This is a genomic window from Commensalibacter melissae (assembly GCF_003691365.1).
Classification (GTDB): domain Bacteria; phylum Pseudomonadota; class Alphaproteobacteria; order Acetobacterales; family Acetobacteraceae; genus Commensalibacter; species Commensalibacter melissae.
The window spans coordinates 1,470,470-1,491,490 of the sequence record NZ_CP033087.1; the positions used below are offsets into that span (position 1 = coordinate 1,470,470).

At 37.5% G+C, this 21,021-nt stretch carries 18 protein-coding genes; 9 read left to right on the forward strand and 9 right to left on the reverse strand.

Annotated features, from left to right (window positions below; genetic code table 11):
• Positions 1 to 12: 12 nt before the first annotated feature.
• The 4 genes from D9V35_RS09360 to D9V35_RS06685 form a co-directional block, all read right to left on the reverse strand.
• Complete coding sequence (locus tag D9V35_RS09360) at positions 13 to 549, reverse strand: hypothetical protein (RefSeq protein ID WP_162988604.1); 537 nt, start codon at positions 547 to 549, stop codon at positions 13 to 15.
• Between the two features lie 410 nt (positions 550 to 959).
• Entirely contained in the window at positions 960 to 2,345 is a 1,386-nt protein-coding gene (locus D9V35_RS06675) for a hypothetical protein (protein ID WP_162988605.1), read from the reverse strand.
• A gap of 582 nt (positions 2,346 to 2,927) precedes the next feature.
• Positions 2,928 to 3,383, reverse strand: coding sequence for a DNA polymerase III subunit chi (locus D9V35_RS06680; protein ID WP_122123864.1), 456 nt, complete (start codon positions 3,381 to 3,383; stop codon positions 2,928 to 2,930).
• A gap of 9 nt (positions 3,384 to 3,392) precedes the next feature.
• Positions 3,393 to 4,871, reverse strand: coding sequence for a leucyl aminopeptidase (locus D9V35_RS06685; RefSeq protein ID WP_122123865.1), 1,479 nt, complete (start codon positions 4,869 to 4,871; stop codon positions 3,393 to 3,395).
• A gap of 196 nt (positions 4,872 to 5,067) precedes the next feature.
• On the opposite strand from D9V35_RS06685, the gene cysQ reads away from it, so the two are divergent.
• From cysQ to rsmA, 9 genes are all read left to right on the forward strand, one after another.
• The gene (gene cysQ / locus D9V35_RS06690) at positions 5,068 to 5,871 is read left to right on the forward strand and encodes a 3'(2'),5'-bisphosphate nucleotidase CysQ (RefSeq protein WP_122123866.1); all 804 of its coding nucleotides are present in this window, start codon (positions 5,068 to 5,070) and stop codon (positions 5,869 to 5,871) included.
• A gap of 5 nt (positions 5,872 to 5,876) precedes the next feature.
• Positions 5,877 to 6,842 (forward strand): L-threonylcarbamoyladenylate synthase, encoded by a 966-nt coding sequence (locus D9V35_RS06695; RefSeq protein WP_122123867.1) that lies wholly within the window; start codon positions 5,877 to 5,879, stop codon positions 6,840 to 6,842.
• Positions 6,843 to 6,850: 8 nt separating this feature from the next.
• The gene (locus tag D9V35_RS06700; protein ID WP_110438348.1) at positions 6,851 to 7,387 is read left to right on the forward strand and encodes a hypothetical protein; all 537 of its coding nucleotides are present in this window, start codon (positions 6,851 to 6,853) and stop codon (positions 7,385 to 7,387) included.
• 11 nt (positions 7,388 to 7,398) lie between these two features.
• Positions 7,399 to 8,820: an FAD-binding oxidoreductase gene (locus tag D9V35_RS06705; RefSeq protein ID WP_122123868.1), complete on the forward strand. Its 1,422-nt coding sequence runs from the start codon at positions 7,399 to 7,401 to the stop codon at positions 8,818 to 8,820.
• 175 nt (positions 8,821 to 8,995) lie between these two features.
• Positions 8,996 to 10,156 carry an LPS export ABC transporter permease LptF gene (gene lptF / locus D9V35_RS06710; protein ID WP_122123869.1) on the forward strand — a complete coding sequence of 387 codons (1,161 nt, stop codon included), beginning with the start codon at positions 8,996 to 8,998 and terminating at the stop codon, positions 10,154 to 10,156.
• A 3-nt stretch (positions 10,157 to 10,159) separates the two neighbouring features.
• Positions 10,160 to 11,278: an LPS export ABC transporter permease LptG gene (gene lptG / locus D9V35_RS06715; RefSeq protein WP_122123870.1), complete on the forward strand. Its 1,119-nt coding sequence runs from the start codon at positions 10,160 to 10,162 to the stop codon at positions 11,276 to 11,278.
• Positions 11,278 to 13,656 (forward strand): LPS-assembly protein LptD, encoded by a 2,379-nt coding sequence (locus D9V35_RS06720; RefSeq protein WP_230882771.1) that lies wholly within the window; start codon positions 11,278 to 11,280, stop codon positions 13,654 to 13,656. Before lptG ends, D9V35_RS06720 begins: the two co-directional genes overlap by 1 nt.
• Complete coding sequence (locus tag D9V35_RS06725) at positions 13,653 to 15,134, forward strand: peptidylprolyl isomerase (RefSeq protein WP_122123871.1); 1,482 nt, start codon at positions 13,653 to 13,655, stop codon at positions 15,132 to 15,134. The genes D9V35_RS06720 and D9V35_RS06725 overlap by 4 nt, the downstream gene beginning before the upstream one ends.
• The gene (rsmA, locus tag D9V35_RS06730) at positions 15,073 to 15,924 is read left to right on the forward strand and encodes a 16S rRNA (adenine(1518)-N(6)/adenine(1519)-N(6))-dimethyltransferase RsmA (RefSeq protein ID WP_122123872.1); all 852 of its coding nucleotides are present in this window, start codon (positions 15,073 to 15,075) and stop codon (positions 15,922 to 15,924) included. Before D9V35_RS06725 ends, rsmA begins: the two co-directional genes overlap by 62 nt.
• A 16-nt stretch (positions 15,925 to 15,940) precedes the next feature.
• On the opposite strand, the gene D9V35_RS06735 is transcribed toward rsmA, so the two are convergent.
• The 5 genes from D9V35_RS06735 to rpoD all read right to left on the reverse strand — a co-directional run bounded on the left by D9V35_RS06735 (position 15,941) and on the right by rpoD (position 20,877).
• Positions 15,941 to 17,140, reverse strand: a complete 1,200-nt coding sequence (locus D9V35_RS06735) for an SAM-dependent methyltransferase (RefSeq protein WP_122123873.1) — start codon at positions 17,138 to 17,140, stop codon at positions 15,941 to 15,943.
• 174 nt (positions 17,141 to 17,314) lie between these two features.
• On the reverse strand, positions 17,315 to 17,881 hold the full coding sequence (gene rplI / locus D9V35_RS06740) for a 50S ribosomal protein L9 (RefSeq protein ID WP_122123874.1): 567 nt from the start codon (positions 17,879 to 17,881) through the stop codon (positions 17,315 to 17,317).
• A gap of 14 nt (positions 17,882 to 17,895) precedes the next feature.
• Positions 17,896 to 18,171, reverse strand: a complete 276-nt coding sequence (gene rpsR, locus D9V35_RS06745; RefSeq protein WP_110438356.1) for a 30S ribosomal protein S18 — start codon at positions 18,169 to 18,171, stop codon at positions 17,896 to 17,898.
• 3 nt (positions 18,172 to 18,174) lie between these two features.
• Positions 18,175 to 18,657, reverse strand: coding sequence for a 30S ribosomal protein S6 (gene rpsF, locus D9V35_RS06750; RefSeq protein ID WP_122123875.1), 483 nt, complete (start codon positions 18,655 to 18,657; stop codon positions 18,175 to 18,177).
• Positions 18,658 to 18,921: 264 nt separating this feature from the next.
• The gene (gene rpoD, locus D9V35_RS06755) at positions 18,922 to 20,877 is read right to left on the reverse strand and encodes an RNA polymerase sigma factor RpoD (RefSeq protein WP_122123876.1); all 1,956 of its coding nucleotides are present in this window, start codon (positions 20,875 to 20,877) and stop codon (positions 18,922 to 18,924) included.
• Positions 20,878 to 21,021 lie beyond the last annotated feature (144 nt).

Sequence of the window (21,021 nt, forward strand, 5' to 3'; positions counted from 1 at the left end):
GCAAATACCATTCTATATTCCGCCCAAACCCGCAAAATAAATGACAACGGCCACAAAATTCAATACTGTTGCAATACCAATTTTGTAATAATCCTTGGACAAAAATAAAAAATTTCTCATTATAGAAATTACAAGACATTCTATGACAATTTTACCACTCCATGCCAATAATCCAAAAAAAGCGGTTAACAACCAATATATCAAGGATTTTGTCTGTAAATCAAAGATGGCAATACTCTGAGGCCATATTAAAAACGCAATCAGGGATAACCAGATCAGAAACTGGAGACTAGAAATATAAAACAAGATTGCCTTCTCGTCTCCATCAAACCCATCTTTCTCAATAAAATTCACAAAGTCCGGTATATCTAGAACAAGAAAAAATAGAGAACATGCACATATAAAAAGAGGACATAGAGCCAAATTTATCAAACTTGTGGAATTATGAAAAAAAAGGACAATATGCGAAAGCTCTGTACTTTTTGTATTTAAATGGCAAACCATAGCGATCAGTAAAATTGCAGGAATATACATGAAGGTTTGGAACATAATCCGCTGCGATTTTTTGAAACATAACAGTGAGCAATCTTGAAAAACAAGAAAAAATATCAAAAAAGGCACAAATATTAACAATATCGTAACAAAGATAAAATCGGAATTATTGTTAACCAGGATATTTGTTGAAAATATCGGAATAGATATTGCCACAGTTACTAATAATCCAATAATTATTAAATAAATCAGGGTATTGACAGACAATATTTTTTTAAAAAGAAAATTTAAAATTCGTGAATATATAATTTTGATGTTTTGTAATACATATTGGAATGATTCCAAAGGTTTTCCCTGAATTTTTCCATTCAACCTTTCCATAAACACCATAATTAAAGGTGCCATACCTAAAATCAATAATACATGAAATAGGATCATTAATAGGGACATCAACCAATACAGAAATATCATCTAGCAAAAAATCCTATTAATAACAAAGAGATAATAATTATAGATATAAAGACTTTCTGCTCATTTTCCCAAATCAATAAATTAAAATAATTTCTATAATTAGAAAAGCAACGATAAAATTTTACACTTTCTACATATCCTTTACGTTTTATAACCAAATATTTTTTAAAAAGTAAAATATCAGCCAATGTATAGATGAATGTTTTTTCACCAAAACCAAAACTGGTTTTATCAACATGACCCTCATAGACACCCTGTTCTAAAACAACATATTTTTTTGTTTGATTTATCAACGCTTTAAATTTAATTTTCTCTTTCACAAGATAAAATAAACCCGCCAAGATTAATAAATATATCATTGGAAAAACAGGGACAAACGAAAATTGCAATTCATCATTTTTGAATGCAAACCAGTATAATTTTTCCGTGTGAATTAGATTTTTTTTTATTGGATAGATTAGAAACGATATTATTCCCGGGCAAAAGGACAAAAGAAATAGACCGGATAAATAAATCCTGATCCCTTTTCCGTTTTTTTGTAAAAAATTAAATGATAATTTTGACGATAGATTAAATTGATGCCGATTTTTTTTATAAAGATTTATAAGTAAATTAATCCAACCCAGAACCAAAAAAATAAAAATAACAGAATTACATCCTATAAAAAATAATGCAAATATCATATTAAATAAATAATGACTGAATATGACATTCATGCCTAGTTGCAAATTCCCCCATAACAGCGTAAATCCGGGAAATGGAGGAAAACCAGATAACAACAGTGCGAGGCAAAAAAAGGTACAAATTGAAAGTGCCGTATTGATTTGTCTTTTCAAAAAAGATGTTAATAGAAAAGCCAGTGCAAATCCTAAATTCTGAATTAGTAATCCAAAGAAAAGAAAATCATACGTCAAAGACAGTATGGCTAATTTTTGAAAATGAATTGAAAATAAAAGGATGCAAACAAGCTCAAGCCATAATGCATTGTTCAAAGAATATAAATATCGTAACCGATCGTATACAGTTACACTTTTTAAACTGGACCAACCCAAACGCAATGCGGATGTTAAGCCTAGAAATCCAGTAAATAAAATCAAGATAAGGGAAAATTTGTAATCATTAACACTGATGATAAATCTTAATAATGCATAAAATCCAATCATGCTTTTTAAACAAATCAAATAGAAAGAAATATCACCAATTCTATTAAGTTTCTCATCAGATTTTTCGTTATGAAAAAAATCAAATAATCCAAGCAGAAAACATATAGGCAAAAGTGATAAAAAAAACAGACAATCTATATTATTGGATTGCATAATCCTAGAAAAATCAATATCTCTTGGACTAAACTGGTTATCACTCATAACAGGTAAAAAACTCATGACCCCCAACAAACATGCAAAAGCAATCCAATAAACCAAATTTTTCTTCTGATCTGCCTGATAAATAATCAATAAAACCAATGATAAAAGAAAAATCAGAAAAAAGAAATTTCCTGCAACAAAAAAGGATATGGCGATAATATTTAAAAAGAGAAAATAACAATTTTTAGACAACAACGGTTGATAATATAAGAATAAAAAGGCAGTCGTAAACAACAACAAAAGGAAAAAACAAGATAGCCCATCTAAATAGAAACTGATTTTATATACGTCACTTAGAATAAAAGGATAAAATGATAATGGATCAGAATGAAATACCAGTGCAAGAAAGGCAAGAAAAGCCCCAGTGATAGATCCATAAAGTGGAAAACTAAAAAATAACTTAGGAAAGTAATATCTTTCAGATTTTATAAACCCAACGTTAACAAGATAGAGCATACTTGTTTGATAAAACAATAAAACGATTCCTAATATGATCAAACACAAAATTAATGTTGACAGAATTTTACCCCTAAAAACTCATAGTAATTTCAAATAATATGATTTTACGAATAATATTTCATAATCGCTTGATCAACTGTATCAACCTTTTTCCCACCCTTTTTCTGTTTGTTTCCAATAAGTCAAATCATGCCCAGCCTTTTTCAGTTTACGCCACCGTTCACGAGCCGCCAATACAAACTGTTCCTCTTTTCCATCAAATAAATCGAACACCCGTTCAAATTGACTGATATCATTGACTGATTGACCATGAACAACAAACAGATAGGCTGCCAGGTTTGGATTTTCCTCAAAAGTCGTCAACCAAATTGGTTGCCATTCAGGATATTCATCCCGATATTCTTTTGCATGACAACCATGTGGTAACCAAATAGGGTCTATAATATTCCATAAAATCTCTGTCAGTTTTTTCAACTGTTCATCATCCTTGCATAGAACAATCCCTTTTTGTTTTTGTTGTCTTGTGCGTATCAGCAAAGAGGGAAGCGCCTGCTCCATACTTGTTCGGGTCAAATGATAAAAACCAACAGAGGTCATCGAATTCCCTTATTTTTCGTAATAAGTTTCAACAAAATGGTTTAACAGATTTACACCGAAAGCTGTCGCCCCTTTTGGACCGCAATAATTGGGTTTTGCCGTGTAGGCTGTTCCGGCGATATCCAAATGAGCCCATGGAGTATCATTAACGAATCGTTTTAAAAATTGTGCGGCGGTAATGGATCCTCCATCACGCCCACCAATATTTTTCATATCCGCAAAGTCAGAATTGATCGCTTTATCATAAGCATCGCCCATTGGCATACGCCATAATTTTTCTCCGGAATCATGACCGGTTGTCGACAATTTACCTGCCAGTTCATCATCATTTGAAAAAAGACCGGCATATTCATATCCAAGTGCAACAACCATGGCTCCGGTTAATGTTGCAAGATTGACCATGAAACGCGGTTTGAAACGATCCTGCGTATACCAAAGTAAATCTGCCAGTACCAATCGTCCCTCTGCATCCGTGTTCAAAACCTCGATTGTCTGTCCAGAGGCACTGCGAACTATATCTCCGGGGCGTTGCGCATGACCAGATACCATGTTTTCAACCAAACCTACAACACCAATGACATTCACCTTGGCTTTACGCTTGGCCAGAACAGACATCAATCCTGTTACAGTCGCGGCGCCAGCCATATCCATTTTCATGTCTTCCATGCCATTCGCTGGTTTTAAGGAAATCCCTCCGGAATCGAAAGTGACACCCTTTCCAAGAAAGGCGAGAGGCGGATCTTTATCATCAGGATTTCCATTCCATTGCATTACAACCGTATAAGGTTCGTTATTACTACCTTGAGCCACACCCAGAAGGGCACCAAAACCTAATTCTTGCATTTTCTCTTTATTGATAACTTCAACCATAAGGCCCAATGATTCAAGCTTTTTGATACGATTTACAAATTCGGCAGGGTTTAACTGATTAGCGGGTTCATTAACAAGATCCCTGGTCAAATAGACCCCGTCAGCCACCGCAGACAAGTCAGTCCATTGTTTTTGCGCCCCTTCATAGTCAGAAGCCATAATTTTTATCGCTTTTAATTGCCTGAATTCATCTTTTTTACTTTTATCAAGGCAATATTTTTTAAATTCATAATTTTTCAAAACGGCGCCTAGAACAAGATACCCCGCATATTCCGTGAAATCCCAATCCGCCATAATATGAAAAGATTCCACTTTCCTTTGCAAGGCCTGAAGCGCAATTCCACCTGCTTCTTTGGCTTTACTGACGGAAAACTTATCCTTCATTCCCAGACCAACGACCAAGATATAATCATGATTTTCATCAGGAGAAACAAGTTTGCAAACCTGTCCAAACTTACCCGTGTAATTATCTGCCTTCATCGCCCGATCCAGGGCATTATGAATAATCTTATTAATAACCTTTACAGAATCACCACCCTCATCATTCTCAAACGAGAATAACACAATATTACCTTTTTCTGGTTTATGCAGGTTCGTAAACTGAATATCGAGTGTCACGAAATTATCTCCCCTAAAATAAAGTTACTATATTCTATTCAAATTTATCATTGATCGTAGTATTTATGACTATAAATTACGTCCATTTTTTGAAAAAAAGATACCGAAAATCAATCTGTCACTGATTTTAAAGTATTTTTCTCAGCTTTCTGCCTATCTTATCAGATCAATTGACCCTAGTGTTGGATTTTATTTAATGACCCATTTTTCTGATACAGAACTTGTATCGAGAGTTATCTCCATTGCTCAACAGGCTGCTGACGAGATCAATTCTATTCGTAAAACGAATTTTGACATAAAAATCAAAGACGATTCAAGCCCTGTTACCGAGGCTGATAAAGCTTCAGAAGTAATAATTATTCAGGGGCTGAAAAAATATACTCCCTCTATTCCCGTTATCGCTGAAGAGGAAATAGCTTCAGGGATACAAATTCCGGTAAAATCCGAATTCTGGTTGGTTGATCCCCTGGATGGAACAAAAGGCTTCATTCAACATAGTGACAATTTCACGATTAATATCGGTCTGATAAGGGATCATAAACCTGTTCTGGGTGTTGTGGCCTGTCCCGCTTATCACGAATATTTTTTTGGTGTTGTGAATAAAGGGGCTTGGAAAATTGATAAAACTGGCCGAATTATACCCATTCATGTTCTTTCCCCACCCAATCAACAGTTTCGTGTTCTTTTTTCACCTCGATGCATAAAAAATCCATCCTTTGAAAAATTTTTGAAATTATTTAACACTTCATCTGTTAAACGTTTTGGTTCAACCTTAAAAATCCTGCGCATTGCAGAGGGAAAGGCAGATTTACACCCTCGTTTCAGTCCAACCATGGAATGGGACACCGCTGCACCTCAGGCAATTCTCGAGGCTGCAGGTGGAATTATTTACGATTTCAATAATCAGCCATTGCAATATGGTAAAAAAAATTGGAGAAATCATAATTTCTACTGTTCAAGCATACCGATTGATTCTTATTTAAAAAATACAGACTTTTAATTTCAATGACACTTTTACTTACCAACACGCCATTCAATATCCACAAAGCCGCCTCGATTTTACATAATGGCGGATTGGTTTCCTTTGGAACCGAAACAGTTTACGGATTGGGCGCCGATGCCACCAATAACCACGCTATCGCAAAAATTTATCAAGCAAAAGGACGTCCAAATTTTAATCCGCTTATTATCCATTTTGCACAACTTGAGCATGTTTTCCAATTTGTTGAAAAGAATGATCTGGCATATGAATTGGGTCTTAAATTTTGGCCTGGTCCATTAACTCTTATTTTAAACAAACAAAAAAACACACAAATCAGCCAAGCTGCAACAGCTCATCTGTCAACAATGGCCGTCCGTATTCCAAATTCGTTAACAGCCCGTCAGCTTATTGAATACAGTCAAAAGCCGATTGCCGCACCTTCCGCCAATGTTTCGGGCCACGTCAGTCCTACAACAGCTCAACATGTCTATCAGGAACTTAATGGAAAAATCGATGCTGTTTTTGATTCTGGTCCGTGTCAAATTGGTGTCGAAAGTACAATTTTGGATGTAAGCGATGATTATCCCAAATTACTTCGACCTGGCGGAATTTCTGCTGAATCTCTGAGTTCCATTTGCGGACCGCTATCTTTTAAAGATTCTGTAGAAACAAAAATCACCGCACCCGGGCAATTAAGTTCGCATTATGCACCTTCTTTAACGGTTCGTCTGAATTGCACACATGTTTTGGCAAATGAAGCATTGCTTGCCTTCGGTAAAACCACCTTACAGGCCCCTCTTTCGGTTAACCTAAGTCCGACTTCAAATCTTGAAGAAGCTGCGAGGAATTTATTTGCAAATTTGAGATTTCTTGATACAGAAGGGAAAAAACTCGGATTGCAAAAAATTGCCGTTATGCCTATTCCCGATTATGGCATCGGTCGGGCTATTTGTGATAGACTTCAACGTGCTGCCGCACCTAGACCATAGTTGGAATCATGACCGAAAACATTGATAAAAAAGAGCTGAAAATACTGGCCGATATCCTGGCTTTGGTTCTTGAAAATGAACCAGGTCAATCAGCAAATGCCCTTGAAACCCTGAAAAAAAGGGCAAAAAAGAATATGGTTACTGGTGGAGCAATAAAAAACATTTTTTATTCCATTGCGGAAAATCCACCAAAACCTGAAACAAAACCATCATCCCGCAGTCGTAAAAGCACTACTAACAATGCTGATCTTATCAAAGCACGATCACAGATTACCAGCCTTACTCAAGATATTAATCGATTGGATACTGTCATTCGCAGCTTACGGGTTCAAAACGAATCATTACGTTCCGAATTATTGTTGACGCAACAATCACGGGCAGAAATCCAATCAGTACTTTATAGTAATCAGGCCAAAGAACCCTTTAAAAAAATTCTTGGCATCATTTTTTTCATTTGTGGTTTATTAATTGGCATTGCCACTACCGCTATTTATCACTCTGTTTCTTCAACACCCCCTCCAAATAATTCAATTTATTTAAATTAATGTGAGTTTTTATGGATAATTCTGATTTTATCAATAACCTGACCTCTATTCTTGACACACAAGGAATAATTACAGATCCTAAGGAAAAAATTTCCTATGATACGGATTGGCGCGAAATTTTTCACGCTAACAGTCTTGCCGTTGTCCGTCCAAAAACAACAGAGCAGGTTGCTGAAATTGTAAAATTATGCAATGACTACCAAATTGCAATTGTACCTCAGGGCGGAAATACAAGTCTGGTGGGAGGGGCCTCCCCCACTCCAGATAAAAAACAAATCGTGCTTAGCCTCAATCATATGAATAAAATCAGGGATATCAATACAATTGACTACACTATGACCGTCGAAGCGGGTCTTGTTCTTGAAGAGGCGCAAAATATTGCTCTCAAATCTGATTTATATCTCCCAATCATGATATCATCACAAGGATCAGCCCAAATAGGCGGAATTATCGCCACCAATGCAGGTGGTAACAACACCTTACGTTACGGTAATACACGTGAATTCATTCTAGGATTGGAAGTTGTTACAGCAAAAGGTAAAATTTTAAATATTTTGCGGCATTTGAGAAAAGACAATACGGGTTATGATCTTAAACAATTATTTATAGGATCAGAGGGAACTCTTGGCATTATAACGGCGGCAGTTATCCAGCTGCATGCGAAACCAAAATCAACTGAAGTTGCGTTATGCGCCCTTACAGACATCCATCAAGCCTTGAAACTTTTAAGACTTTTTCACAATTATAATCCTGCTGCACTACAAGCTTTTGAATATATTTCATCAACAGGAATGCAATTAGTTCGTTCTAATATCGAGGACATCTATTTTCCCCTTGAAACAGAAACATCAACTTATATTTTGGTTGAACTGGCTCTGCCTGAAAAAGGAGATAAATTAAAAGCATTACTGGAAACCGTTCTTGAAGAGGCTTTTGAAAAGGGAATTGTATTGGATGCAGTTCTGGCCGAAAGTGAAACTCAACGGCAAAACCTATGGAAATTGAGAGAGGAACAAGCCGAATCCCAAAAAAGGGCTGGTGCAAATATCAAAAATGACGTTTCCGTTCCAATTTCAGCCATTCCTGAATTTATTGTTCGTGCCACCCAAGCTTGCCAGGAAACGTATCCAGGTATCCGTGTCGCACCATTTGGTCATTTGGGAGATGGAAATATCCATTTTAACCTTGTTCAGCCTGAACATGAAGATCCTGATGAATTTATACAAAAAAGTCACAATTTAATGAATATTGTATCCAAAATCGTGTTTGATCTACACGGTTCTTTTTCAGCAGAACACGGTGTGGGACAACTTAAAAATTATATGATGTCCGAATGGAAAAGCGAAACTGAACTTGATTTGATGCAAAAAATCAAAAAGGCACTTGACCCCGATAATCTTTTAAATCCTGGAAAAATATTCCCCAAATCTTAAAGATCACGAATAAAATCATCTGCAACTTATTCAGAAAAAAATAAATTAGTAATATTTTATTCTTGCAATATCTGCCTAGAATAAAATATTGCTATTATCATTCGTTATTATAATTAATTTTACTTTTGTATTTAATTAGAGAAAGCCTTTTAGGTATAAAGCAGGATATTAACTAATGCAATTTTTTACATTCTTGCGTCTACCTATGATTGACCGTTATATTTTACGGCAATTACTAATTGCCCTGATTGCCACCACGGGTGGATTGGCGGCTCTAATCTGGCTAACCCAGTCTTTACGTTTTGTCTCTTTGGTTGTTGAAAGAGGACTGTCTCTTAAAGTTTTCCTGCAATTAACCGGCTTGTTAATCCCATCTTTTGTCGCCGTTATTCTACCGATAACAACATTTGTCGTTGTCCAATTTATTTATCAGCGACTGGATGGTGATCGTGAAATCATTGTTATGCGCGCGGCTGGCATATCCTCTTTTTCCCTGGCGAGACCAGGTTTGATATGCTCAATTATTTCAATGATTTTCTGTTATTTATTAAATGTTTGGATTGTTCCAACCTCCTATCACACTTTCCGGAAATTTGAATACAAAATTCGCAATAAAATGGCGGCATTCATGCTGGAGGAAGGAGTATTCACCAACGCTTCTGATAATTTAACCGTTTATATTAAATCCAAAGACAGTAACGGCAATCTACAAGGAATACTAATTGAAGATGATCGCCAACCCAATAATAAGGCAACCATTCTGGCAGAAAGAGGAAATCTGGTCATTCTAAATGATCAACCTCAAGTTGTGTTATTTAACGGATCCAGAGAGGTCATTGATCACAAAACCGGCCGTTTGAATATTCTAAATTTCGAACGTAATACCATTGATTTGTCCTCTAATCGTAACGATGCCGCACGATCCCGTGATGCAACAGAAATGTCAATTTACGAGTTATTACATCCCGATCCAGAAGAGGTTGCCAATAAAGATTACGGGAAACTTGCCGTAGAGGCTCACCGACGATTAACCTCACCTCTGACAATTATATCTTTTACACTCATTGCTCTTGTCAGTGTTTTAAAAGGAAGTTTTGCTCGGTTTGGCAATATTCTAAGACCTCTGGCAGCAATTTTTACGATTGTGGGTTTGCTCGCCGCCTCACTGATTATGCAAAATTTGGCCAGTCGCAATACCAACCTGATTTTTTTAATGTGGATTATTGCCATACTTCCAGGAATAATCGCTGGTGTAACTTTATTCGGATCTGAAATGATGGCTAAATTACATCATAATGCATCATTCCATCCTTCCTCATACGGCCGAAAGTTATAGATTATGCTCACCGCTTATACAATCTCGATCTATATCGCTCGACAATTTTTTTCGGCTTCCATTTCCATGATTCTGGCCTTGACAGGATTGGTATCATTATTCGACTTTATTGACCTGTTACGTCGCATTGCCACAAGACCAGGAGTTTCAACAAGTATTGTTGCGTATATTGCCCTGGATCATATTCCCAACTTCTGCATGCAGATCCTTCCTTTTGGAATTCTTTTGGGGGGAATAATCTGTTTTTGGAAGCTTACACGATCTTCTGAACTTATTGTTACTAGGGCAGCAGGAATTTCCGTATGGCAGTTCCTAATGGCACCTACTGCCTGTGCCTTTATAATTGGATTATTTTCCACACTAATCATATCCCCCGTTTCTTCCACCCTTTACAGACAGGCAGAAATTCTAGATCAAACCTATTTAACAACCGGTGGTGGAAAACTCACGAATATGTCAGGTGGCTCTTTATGGATAAGACAATCTGATAAAGAATTAACCTCTCGAGGTGTGGCAATTTTGCATGCCCAACAAGTACATGTTATCAACCGCAATTTACATTTAAGCGATGTTAGTGTTCTAAGATTAGATGATGCGAATCATTTACTGGATCGTATTGAATCGCCATCAGGGTATTTGCAACATAATCTTTACTGGGTATTATACAATGCTTATTCTATAAAACCGAATAAGTTCCCGATTAAATTAGGAACTATTAAAATACCAACTAATTTAACTTTACATAATATCGAAGATAGTTTTTCATCTCCAGAGACCTTATCATTTTGGGCCTTACCAGGATTTATTAAATTGCTAGACAAATCAGGTTTTTCATCCATTAGTCACAGGCTTCATTTTCAAGCGCTTTTAGCCCAACCTTTACTTGCAAGTACAATGGCATTGGTTGCGGCGGGATTTGCCACTCGATCAACTCGACGCGGAGGTGTTGCAAGAATGATAGGCTCTGGTATTGCAGCGGGATTTGCCTTATTCACTATTTCCAAAATAGCTGAACGTTTTGGAGAATCAGGTGCCTTGCCAACTTTTATCGCGGCATGGGCTCCGACCGTAGCCGGCTTGTGTCTCGCAATATCCCTACTTATTCATCTGGAAGACGGCTAATGTCTAGATCCATATCCTCCTTACTTATTCAAAAAATCATGAAAGCAAGAATCCTTCAAAATCAATATTACTCTTTTCTTGCATTCAGTATTTTAAGCAGTTCTTTTATCGCTAATTTATGGATTTTTTGTTCTGTCACCAATGCCCAACAACAAATGCAAATGGCTCATAGTAATATTGGAAAAACCAATGCAGCACCTTTCAGTGGAAAAGACCCCATCACATTTCAGGCTGACAAAGTTTCCTATGATTCCAAGGCTGGTGAGGTTGTTTGGGAAGGTGACGTACATATTTGGCAAAATGATCACACCTTGAGGGCTGATAAAGTTACTTTTAACAAAACAACAAACATCGCTACTGCATCAGGTAATGTCGCCATGGTCGAACCCGATGGTGAAATCTTGTTTACCCAGCATACGCAACTGGGAAATAACATGCAGGAGGGAATTATGGATCAGGTCTATGCCCTGCTTGCTGATGGAGGTAAACTTGCCGCCAACGGGGCACGTCGGACAGGAGGTAAAGTCCATGATTTTAGTCGATCAGTTTATACCGCCTGCCCCATTTGCGCGAAAAACCCCAAAAAATCACCTTTTTGGCAGTTTCGATCCTATCAGGCTATCCGTGATATGGAAAATCAACGCATTGATTTCTCAGATACTTTCATTGATTTCTGGGGAATTCCGGTATTTTACATGCCTTTCTTTTCAATTACGGATCCATCTGTAAAACGGCGTAGTGGTTTCCTGATTCCCAGTATCAATTGGAGCAGTAAATACATCGGGGCCTACACAACCATTCCCTATTATTGGGCTATAAATAAATGGTCTGACCTAACCTTTATTCCTCTTTTTGCGACCAAAACAGGGCCACAGCTTTCCACAGTCTATCGCGCCCGTTTCAACAAGGGAATGTTAAGAGTGGAAGGTGGCATTGCCGATGATACCGTTGGTCAACATGCCTGGTACAATTCCTATGCCGACCGATCTGTAGATAAATTTAAAAAAGGTGCACAAGGCTATTTATTCCTAAAAACAGAATGGGCATTGAATGATCACTGGCGTTATGGTGGAAATATCAATGTCGCAAGTTCTGCAAATTACATGCGTGATTACCGTATTAACGGTTATGGACAAGATACTTTAGAATCTGATTTGTATCTTGAAGGGTTTGGTGAAGGATCCTATTCAAAAGTTAGCGTACAAGCCTTTCAAGGATTAAATCGCGGAGTTATAAACAATTCCGATCTTCCTTTTTCTTTACCTCGATATACTTATAGCTATTTTGGACAACCTGATGCACTAGGAGGAAGATTTTCATTAAACACCACTGATTTTGTTCTTTATCGTCCACGTGGTGTTAATGACCAACGTGGTGAAGTTGCCTTGAATTGGGATAGACCTTTTGATGATAGTGCAGGTAGAAAATGGCTTATTACACTACATGTTGATTCAAATATATATCGAGGAACACATCTCAATGAACAGCCCGGGTTTTACAGAACCAGAAAAAGCCAATTTACAGGACAAGCACTTCCTACATTTGCCGTTAAAATGAATTGGCCCTTCCTGAGAGAGTTTCACATAGGTGACTCAACAGGAACTCAAATCATAGAACCTATTGTTCAATTAATTGCCGCTCCTCATTCAAAAGGTGGCCGCAATTTCTATATGCCCAATGAAGACAGCTGGAATTATGAATTCACAGATACAACCCTTTTTGCCTTAAACCGTTTTCAAGGCACTGATCGTTTGGATGGCGGCGCCCGTGCCAATGTTGGTGTACATGGGAATTGGACCTGGAATGGCCATCAAGTCGATTTTCTTGTCGGGCAAAGCTATCAGGAACATATTCAAGGACACATGCCAGCACGTTCAGGTCTCGACCATCATATGTCTGACGTAGTCTCTCGCCTGCGTATATCCCCTGTCCAATGGTTAACCGCAACAGGAAGAACTCGTGTTGACCCTTATGACGGTAAAGTCAATTTTGCAGACGCTTTATTCAATTTTGGATTCTCTCATTTTGGCATTAATGGTGGATATATATATGAACCTGTAACCCCTTATTATTACTTCTATAGAAATCCATATGATCATGAGGGCGCCTCCAAATTATATTGGCAGAAAACAAACGAATTGACATTGGGTGTTTCAACCGATTGGGATCATTGGCATGCCTCCGCCTTTGGAAGAAGAAGCATTTCACGAAAGGAAACAGTTGCCTATGGAGGTACTGTTGGTTATCGAAATGACTGTTTTAGTGCCGATGTAATTTATTTCAAACAAAAAACAATGATTAACGGTGAAGAAAATAGTGACATGGTCCTATTTATGCTAAACTTCAAGACAATTGGCGTATTTGGAATTAACGGATGATGACAATTATTATGTTTATGCTTTCAGAAACTGTATTAAAATATAAAAAATATATCATATCATTCCTATTGGCTGGTTACGTTTTTACAGGTCACGGTATTGCACATACCATGGCAAATATAAAACATCACGCCATTTCCAATTCCCCAATACCTCCAACAACTTTGCATGATGGTGAAGATCTCTCATCTACAGCAACCTCATCTGATGATGAAAACAAAATTATCGCCATTATTAATGGTCAACTATTGACACAGCGCGATATAGCAAACCGTGAGAAACTCTTTGAATTAACAGCCGGAATTCATTTAAATCCTGAAGTGATGCAACATATGCGTCCACAACTGATTAAACAGATGATTACCGAGCGCCTGCATATTCAAGAAATGCTAAGACGCAGCGTCAACATTTCCCCTGAACAGATTGCCAAGGCAATTTCAGGAATTGAAAAACAAAATAATATGCCTGAACACGCCTTAAGGGATAAATTAGCTGAGGATGGAGTTTCTTTAACCACTTTAATTGATCAAATCAGATTGCAAATTGGTTGGGGAAAAGTGGTGCAACAAGAATTGGGCACCCAATCGCGAATTACTGCGAAAGAAGTTGAACAACGTGAAAAAGCCCTTAAACAAGAAGTGGGACAACCTGAATATCTTATCAACGAAATCTTCGTACCGGTTGAAAATGCTCGTCACCCTGAACAAGAATTGCAATTTACTGAAACCATTATTCAGCAATTACGTAATGGTGCTGCTTTTCCGATTGTAGCGGCCCAATTTTCACAATCCCAGAGTGCATTACAAGGTGGTGCATTGGGATGGGTTCAAGAAGACAATCTGGATCCAGAAGTGGTAGCTATTGCAAAAAAAATGCCTATTGGTGCAATCTCAAATCCTATTAAGGTAGCAGGCGGCTATATTATCGCAATGCTTAGCGGACGCAGAACCATTGGTAATGAGATGGGAACCCTGATGAAAATACGACAGGTTTTTTTACCTTTTAGTTCCAAACTGAACCCTCAACAACCAACCCCGCAACAGGTTGCCACATTAAACCAAACAACAAAATATAAAAACACTTTACATTCATGCCAACAAATGGAAGATGCCAATAAAAAGGCTGGAAACATAAGACCTTCCGATCCTGGAGAACTTCAACTTGAACGCTTAAATCCTGAAATGGCTAACATACTTAAAGATTTGCAACCGGGTCAAATCAGTAAACCTTTAGTTTCCCTTGACGGTATCTCATTGCTTATGGTCTGTTCAAAGGAACGCAAAAATCTTTCCGACATTTCTGCAAGTGAAATTGCCAATCAGTTATTGAATCAACGTGTTGAACAAGTCTCTCAACAATTAGATCGCGATTTACATAGACAAGCTATTATCGAATATCACACCCCTGTACAAAATAATGACCCCGACAAAAAACAATCAAAACAACATTCTTCCCCCTCTAAAGGAAACAATTCATAAACATAATCTCTTGGCTAAAAAATCACTGGGACAACATTTTCTGCTTGATCCAAAAATCAACGAACAGATTATTGATCTTGCTGGAGATCTTGAAAATAAGAACATTATCGAGGTTGGCCCAGGCCCAGGGGGACTCACACGTGCTATTTTATCAAGTAATGCCGAAACGGTCACAGGTGTAGAAATTGATAATCGTGCCGTTATCCTATTACAAGAATTAAAAAAATATTACCCGCAACGATTTAAAATTGTTGAACGAAATGCTTTGGAGTTTGATTTAAGCACTTTATGTCAAGCACCAAGACAAATTATCTCAAATTTACCTTATAATGTTGGAACCGCTCTTTTACTAAATTGGTTAAAACAGGCAAATCACTGGGAACGCTTTACCTTGATGTTTCAGCAAGAGGTTGCCTATCGAATTTGTGCGGCACCGAATACTGAATTTTATGGTCGGTTATCCGTTATTTCTCAATGGATTGCGTCCTGTACCATTCTTAAGCAAATTCCACCGGGTGCTTTTTTTCCCCCACCAAAAGTTTATTCATCCGTGATACAAATTATTCCATATAAAAAACAACCTTCCCTTGCCTTATTTAAAGCGATGGAGACCATTACTGCCGCCGCCTTTGGCCAACGTCGAAAGATGTTGCGAAGTTCTCTTAAATCAATTAACGGAAAAACCCTACTTGCAAAAGCCAGTATTGATGAAACAAGAAGAGCGGAAACTTTGAGTATTAATGAATTCGACCTGCTAGCTCGTCTTTATCTTGATAAGCAACATTCATAAAATTCAACTTGGACACTTATTTTTCAAACATATAATTTCGTGTCAAAGGTACGGCGGTTAAGGAAGGGGAAATTTGCAACTGAAAATTCATATGATTATGGTAATAAAAAGACAATTCTGCCGCTGATAAATAAAATTCAAACATTCTATAGAATTTTTCATCATACATAGCAATTATATCCTGTTGATGGTTTTTAAAATTCCCTAACCAAAAATGAATGGTTTTTGCATAATGTAAACGCAGAATTTCACAATCAGTTACCCATAAGCCGTTTTTTTCAATAGCAGCAAATGTCTCACTTAACGAAGGAGAATAACCGCCAGGAAATATATATTTATTAATCCATGCATTTGTCGAGCCTGGACCATCTGATCGACCTATGGAATGAAGAAGCATAACTCCGTCAGGCATCAATATATTTTTAATTTCCTTAAAAAAATCCGTATAGTAATGTATACCCACATGTTCAAACATGCCAATTGATACAATTCGATCGAAAGATCCCTTAACTAGCCGATAATCCGTTAAATAAAATTGAACTTTATCTTGTAACTTTTCCTCTTTGGCTCGATTCCTAGCAACTTGCAATTGTTCCTGGGAAAGTGTTATCCCTGTTACTTCCACATCATATTCTCTAGCAAGGAATAAAGCCATGCCGCCCCAACCACAACCGATATCCAAAATTTTTAGATTGGGTTTATTTAACAAAAGCTTATTGGCAATATGTATTTTCTTTGCTTTCTGAGCCTCCGCCAGATTTTCATTTCCATTTTTAAAATAAGCACATGAATACTGCAAATCTTGATCCAGAAAAAGCTCATATAAATTTTTTCTTAAATCGTAATGATGTGCAACGTTTTTCTGGGATTGCTGAATACGATTTAGTTGTGACCAGAACCGTTTGCTATATCGCCATATGGAAGCAATTTTTTCACCGATATGATCATGAGATAAATCATTACTCATTAAAATATTCAAAACATCGTAAATTGAACAATTGACAGGACGGATTTCACCACTCATATAACCCTCACCAAAAGCCAACCCAGGATTTATGAGTAATCGTTTACATATTTCAAGTGTTAGCAATTCAACACAGGCATGATGCTTACTTTGTGCATGTCCATAAAATTTACTATGCTTATCAGGATAAATAACCTCCAAATATCCTTTTTTTATCAAATGCTTAAAAATTGAATCCATTAATTTCATCATATCTTGCTTATTTCTTTTCATTTTGAAAAAATAGAATAATCATATGAAAAAAATTATTTCCATTTGTAAATCAATGATATCGCAAAAAATTATTCATTAACAGATAAAAAAAACGAGAGGATAAACCTCTCGTTTTATCAAAATTCCATGAAAACAGAATATATTCAAAATATTTTATTCAGAAACAGCTTTTTCCTCTGAAACCGCTTCAGTTGGGTCATCCTGTGGTGTATTTTCAAAAACTTCCACAGCCGTTGCTTCACCTTGTGCCTGACGTTCAGCCTCTTCGACGGAACGGGCAACATTAACTTTAACATCCAAATGGATCTCAGGATGAAGTTGAACTCTCACCTGATATAATCCCAACATTTTAATTGGATGGTGAATTTCAACCTGTTGACGGGAAATCGTTAACCCTTCCTTGGAAACACCTTCACTAATATCCCGTGCGGAAACAGATCCATAAAGGTTTCCGCTTTCGCCTGCCTGACGAATAATCGTTACAGAAAGTCCCTCCAAACGTTCCAAGAGGCGTTCAGCTTCTTCACGATGTTTAATGTTTTGTGCTTCAAGCTGGCTACGTTCCCTCTCAAAACGTTCACGATTTATCGCTGTTGCACGAATGGCCTTACCTTGAGGAAGCAAATAGTTACGGGCATAACCAGGCTTAACTTTAACAACGTCCCCCATTTGCCCCAATTTTGCTATTCTTTGAAGTAGGATAATTTCAGTTGCAGACATATTAATATTCCTCCTCAATCCTGAACAAATGGCAATAAAGCGAGGAAACGGGCACGTTTAATTGCCTGTGCCAATTCACGCTGTTTTTTTGCGGATACGGCTGTAATACGGCTTGGAACGATTTTACCGCTTTCTGATAGAAAACGAGATAACAAACGAATATCCTTATAGTCGATCTTTGGTGCATTTGCTGATGAAAAAGGACATGTTTTGCGTCTGCGATGAAAAGGACGACGAGCACCAACAGCAATACGACGTGCAGCTATATTTACCTGAATTTCTTCTGACATGAATTAAGCCTCCCTATCCTCTTCAACTTCGATTGAAGAAACAACCACTTCTTCGTCAACCAGATCGGAAGCATCTTCATCTTCTGAAGCATGTTTACGACCGCTGTCAAAGCGACCGGATGCTTTTGATACAGAACGATTTGAAGTACGTTCCTTTTCATCCCCTTTACGTGAAAGTGTTGGAGAAGGTGTATCATCAATTTCTTCCACCCTTAGGGTCAGAAAACGTAAAACATCTTCATTCAGATTAAATTGACGTTCAATTTCCTTGATGGTTTCTGGTTTAGCATCAATGCCCAAGAGCATATAGTGACCTTTACGGTTTTTCTTGACTCTATAAGCAAGGTTGCGTAATCCCCAATATTCACGTTTTTTAACGGAACCTTCTTCATTTTCAATCAAAGAAGCAATTCCATTAGCAATGTCTTCAACTTGTTGTTGAGTCACATCATTACGTGCAATAAACACGCATTCATATAATGGCATAATATCTCCCTTCGGCTGACTTCAACCCAATTACCAAAAAATTATTGGCATATATTCTTTCATCTAGCGGGTATAGCCAAGGCATAGCCGTTAAACCTTGGCAGGAAAGAAGATTTCTAGAAACCATAAAAAATAAAAAAATGCAAGTCCTATAAACTATAATCTTCCATAAATAATTAGTTTCCTTATTGTTTATTAGAAAATATCTATATAGAAGACTACAATTTTAAGAGTTATATCAAATTGAAAAAATCTTATTGGATCTTAGTTGTCATCCAAAAATGACCGTAATTTGCGACTACGACTTGGATGTTTTAATTTACGCAAGGCTTTTGCCTCAATCTGGCGAATACGTTCACGTGTGACATTAAACTGCTGTCCAACCTCCTCCAGCGTATGATCTGTATTCATCCCAATACCAAAACGCATTCTCAAAACGCGTTCTTCCCTTGGGGTCAAGGAAGCCAGAACACGTGTCGTTGCTTCTCGCAAATTTGTCTGGATTGCCGCATCCAATGGAATAACAGCACTTTTATCCTCAATGAAGTCCCCTAAATGGCTATCCTCTTCATCACCCACTGGAATTTCCAGTGAAATAGGTTCCTTAGCAATTTTTAATACTTTTCTTACCTTTTCCAAGGGCATCCCGAGTTTTTCCGCCAACTCTTCCGGCATTGGTTCCCTGCCAATTTCATGCAGCATCTGTCGTGAAGTCCGTACTAATTTATTTATTGTTTCAATCATATGAACAGGAATACGGATTGTTCGAGCCTGATCGGCAATTGAACGGGTAATTGCCTGACGAATCCACCAAGTTGCATAGGTTGAAAATTTATATCCCCGACGATATTCAAATTTATCAACCGCTTTCATTAAACCAATATTGCCTTCTTGAATCAAATCCAAAAATTGCAATCCACAATTCGTATATTTCTTTGCAATTGAAATGACCAACCGCAAATTCGCTTCGATCATTTCTTTCTTGGCACGAGACGCATCGCGCTCACCATACGAAACAGTAGAAAAAACCCGTCTAAATTCTGTTACCGGCAATCCCACCTTTTGAGAAAGCTCGGCAATTTGATCACGATATTGACCAATTTCTTTACCGTATTTTTCAATGTAAAGTTTCCAGTATTTGCTAGGTAAATTTCCAACCGCTTCAAGCCAGTCAGGATTCAATTCATGACCATGATATTTTGATAAAAAGTCATCACGGGAAATTTTGCATTTTTCAGCTGCACGCAACATACTTCCCTCTAGACTGGCAAGCTTTTTGGAAACCGTTTTCAACTGTTCCACAAGAAATTCGATTTTATTACTTTGCAAATGAATTTGCTGAACCTCTTCAATAAGCTTATCCCTTAAAGCCTCATATTTTGTCTCAAATTTACTGGTAAGTTTTTCACCGGCCTGAATCGTTTCCAAGCGCTGAGCCTGTAACTCATATAACTTGGGATAGTTCTTTTCAATTTCATTGAAATGTTTGAGGATCTCGTCCTTGTGCTTTTCCTCTAGAGCAGCAAGAGAAAGATTATTTTCTTCATCCGCGCCACTCTCCGTTTCCTCACCATCCTCATTTTCCTCCTCACTGTCGTCAGAAGTATCGTGATCAAGCGAAGCGGACAAAGAACCATCCATATTTGACAACTCAACCTGGTCATATTCATTCTCAGTTGCCTCCAGATCAACAATATCCCTTAACAGCATCTCTTCGGTTTTTAACTGTTCATACCACCCAATGATTGCCCTAAAAGTCAGGGGGCTTTCACATAAGCCCCCAATCATCTGGTTCCGTCCAGCCTCAATCCGCTTGGCAATGGCAATTTCCCCCTCACGCGAAAGAAGCTCTACCGCCCCCATTTCACGCAAATACATCCTAACGGGATCATCGGTTCGACCTGTATTCGTTTCAGTTGCAACTGTTTCTTCCGAATCATCTTTATCTGACTCATTTTCGGATTCTTCACCATCCGCATCCTCTTCTTCATTCTCTATAATCTGGATGTTCATTTCTGAAAAAATAGCCATAACATCTTCAATCTGTTCAGAAGACATTTTATCTTGGGGCAAGATAGCATTCAATTCATCTAAAGTTACGTAACCGCGCTCTTTCCCTTTACTTATCAAACGTTTTACAACAGCGGATTGTGTATCCAAAACATTTGTATCGTTATCACTTGAATTTTCTTCAATTTTAGATGGTGTTGTGACTGCCATTTTTGCCTCAAAAAAGCTTCCTAATTCTACCTAAACCTTAACTTCAAACTTACCTTTAAGGTATGCTTTAAATTATTTATAAAATTTATATGCTTGCTAATATTAACATTGGCTCACAAAACTGACTTTCGCACGATGAATACT

Bases quoted from the DNA above. Each gene is read 5' to 3' on its own strand.
- D9V35_RS09360 (WP_162988604.1), bottom strand. From the start codon at position 549: ATGTTCCAAACCTTCATGTATATTCCTGCAATTTTACTGATCGCTATG.
- D9V35_RS06675 (WP_162988605.1), bottom strand. From the start codon at position 2,345: ATGAGTTTTTTACCTGTTATGAGTGATAACCAGTTTAGTCCAAGAGAT.
- D9V35_RS06680 (WP_122123864.1), bottom strand. From the start codon at position 3,383: ATGACCTCTGTTGGTTTTTATCATTTGACCCGAACAAGTATGGAGCAG.
- cysQ (WP_122123866.1), top strand. From the start codon at position 5,068: ATGACCCATTTTTCTGATACAGAACTTGTATCGAGAGTTATCTCCATT.
- D9V35_RS06695 (WP_122123867.1), top strand. From the start codon at position 5,877: ATGACACTTTTACTTACCAACACGCCATTCAATATCCACAAAGCCGCC.
- D9V35_RS06700 (WP_110438348.1), top strand. From the start codon at position 6,851: ATGACCGAAAACATTGATAAAAAAGAGCTGAAAATACTGGCCGATATC.
- D9V35_RS06705 (WP_122123868.1), top strand. From the start codon at position 7,399: ATGGATAATTCTGATTTTATCAATAACCTGACCTCTATTCTTGACACA.
- lptF (WP_122123869.1), top strand. From the start codon at position 8,996: ATGCAATTTTTTACATTCTTGCGTCTACCTATGATTGACCGTTATATT.
- lptG (WP_122123870.1), top strand. From the start codon at position 10,160: ATGCTCACCGCTTATACAATCTCGATCTATATCGCTCGACAATTTTTT.
- D9V35_RS06720 (WP_230882771.1), top strand. From the start codon at position 11,278: ATGTCTAGATCCATATCCTCCTTACTTATTCAAAAAATCATGAAAGCA.
- D9V35_RS06725 (WP_122123871.1), top strand. From the start codon at position 13,653: ATGATGACAATTATTATGTTTATGCTTTCAGAAACTGTATTAAAATAT.
- rsmA (WP_122123872.1), top strand. From the start codon at position 15,073: ATGACCCCGACAAAAAACAATCAAAACAACATTCTTCCCCCTCTAAAG.
- D9V35_RS06735 (WP_122123873.1), bottom strand. From the start codon at position 17,140: ATGATGAAATTAATGGATTCAATTTTTAAGCATTTGATAAAAAAAGGA.
- rplI (WP_122123874.1), bottom strand. From the start codon at position 17,881: ATGTCTGCAACTGAAATTATCCTACTTCAAAGAATAGCAAAATTGGGG.
- rpsR (WP_110438356.1), bottom strand. From the start codon at position 18,171: ATGTCAGAAGAAATTCAGGTAAATATAGCTGCACGTCGTATTGCTGTT.
- rpsF (WP_122123875.1), bottom strand. From the start codon at position 18,657: ATGCCATTATATGAATGCGTGTTTATTGCACGTAATGATGTGACTCAA.
- rpoD (WP_122123876.1), bottom strand. From the start codon at position 20,877: ATGGCAGTCACAACACCATCTAAAATTGAAGAAAATTCAAGTGATAAC.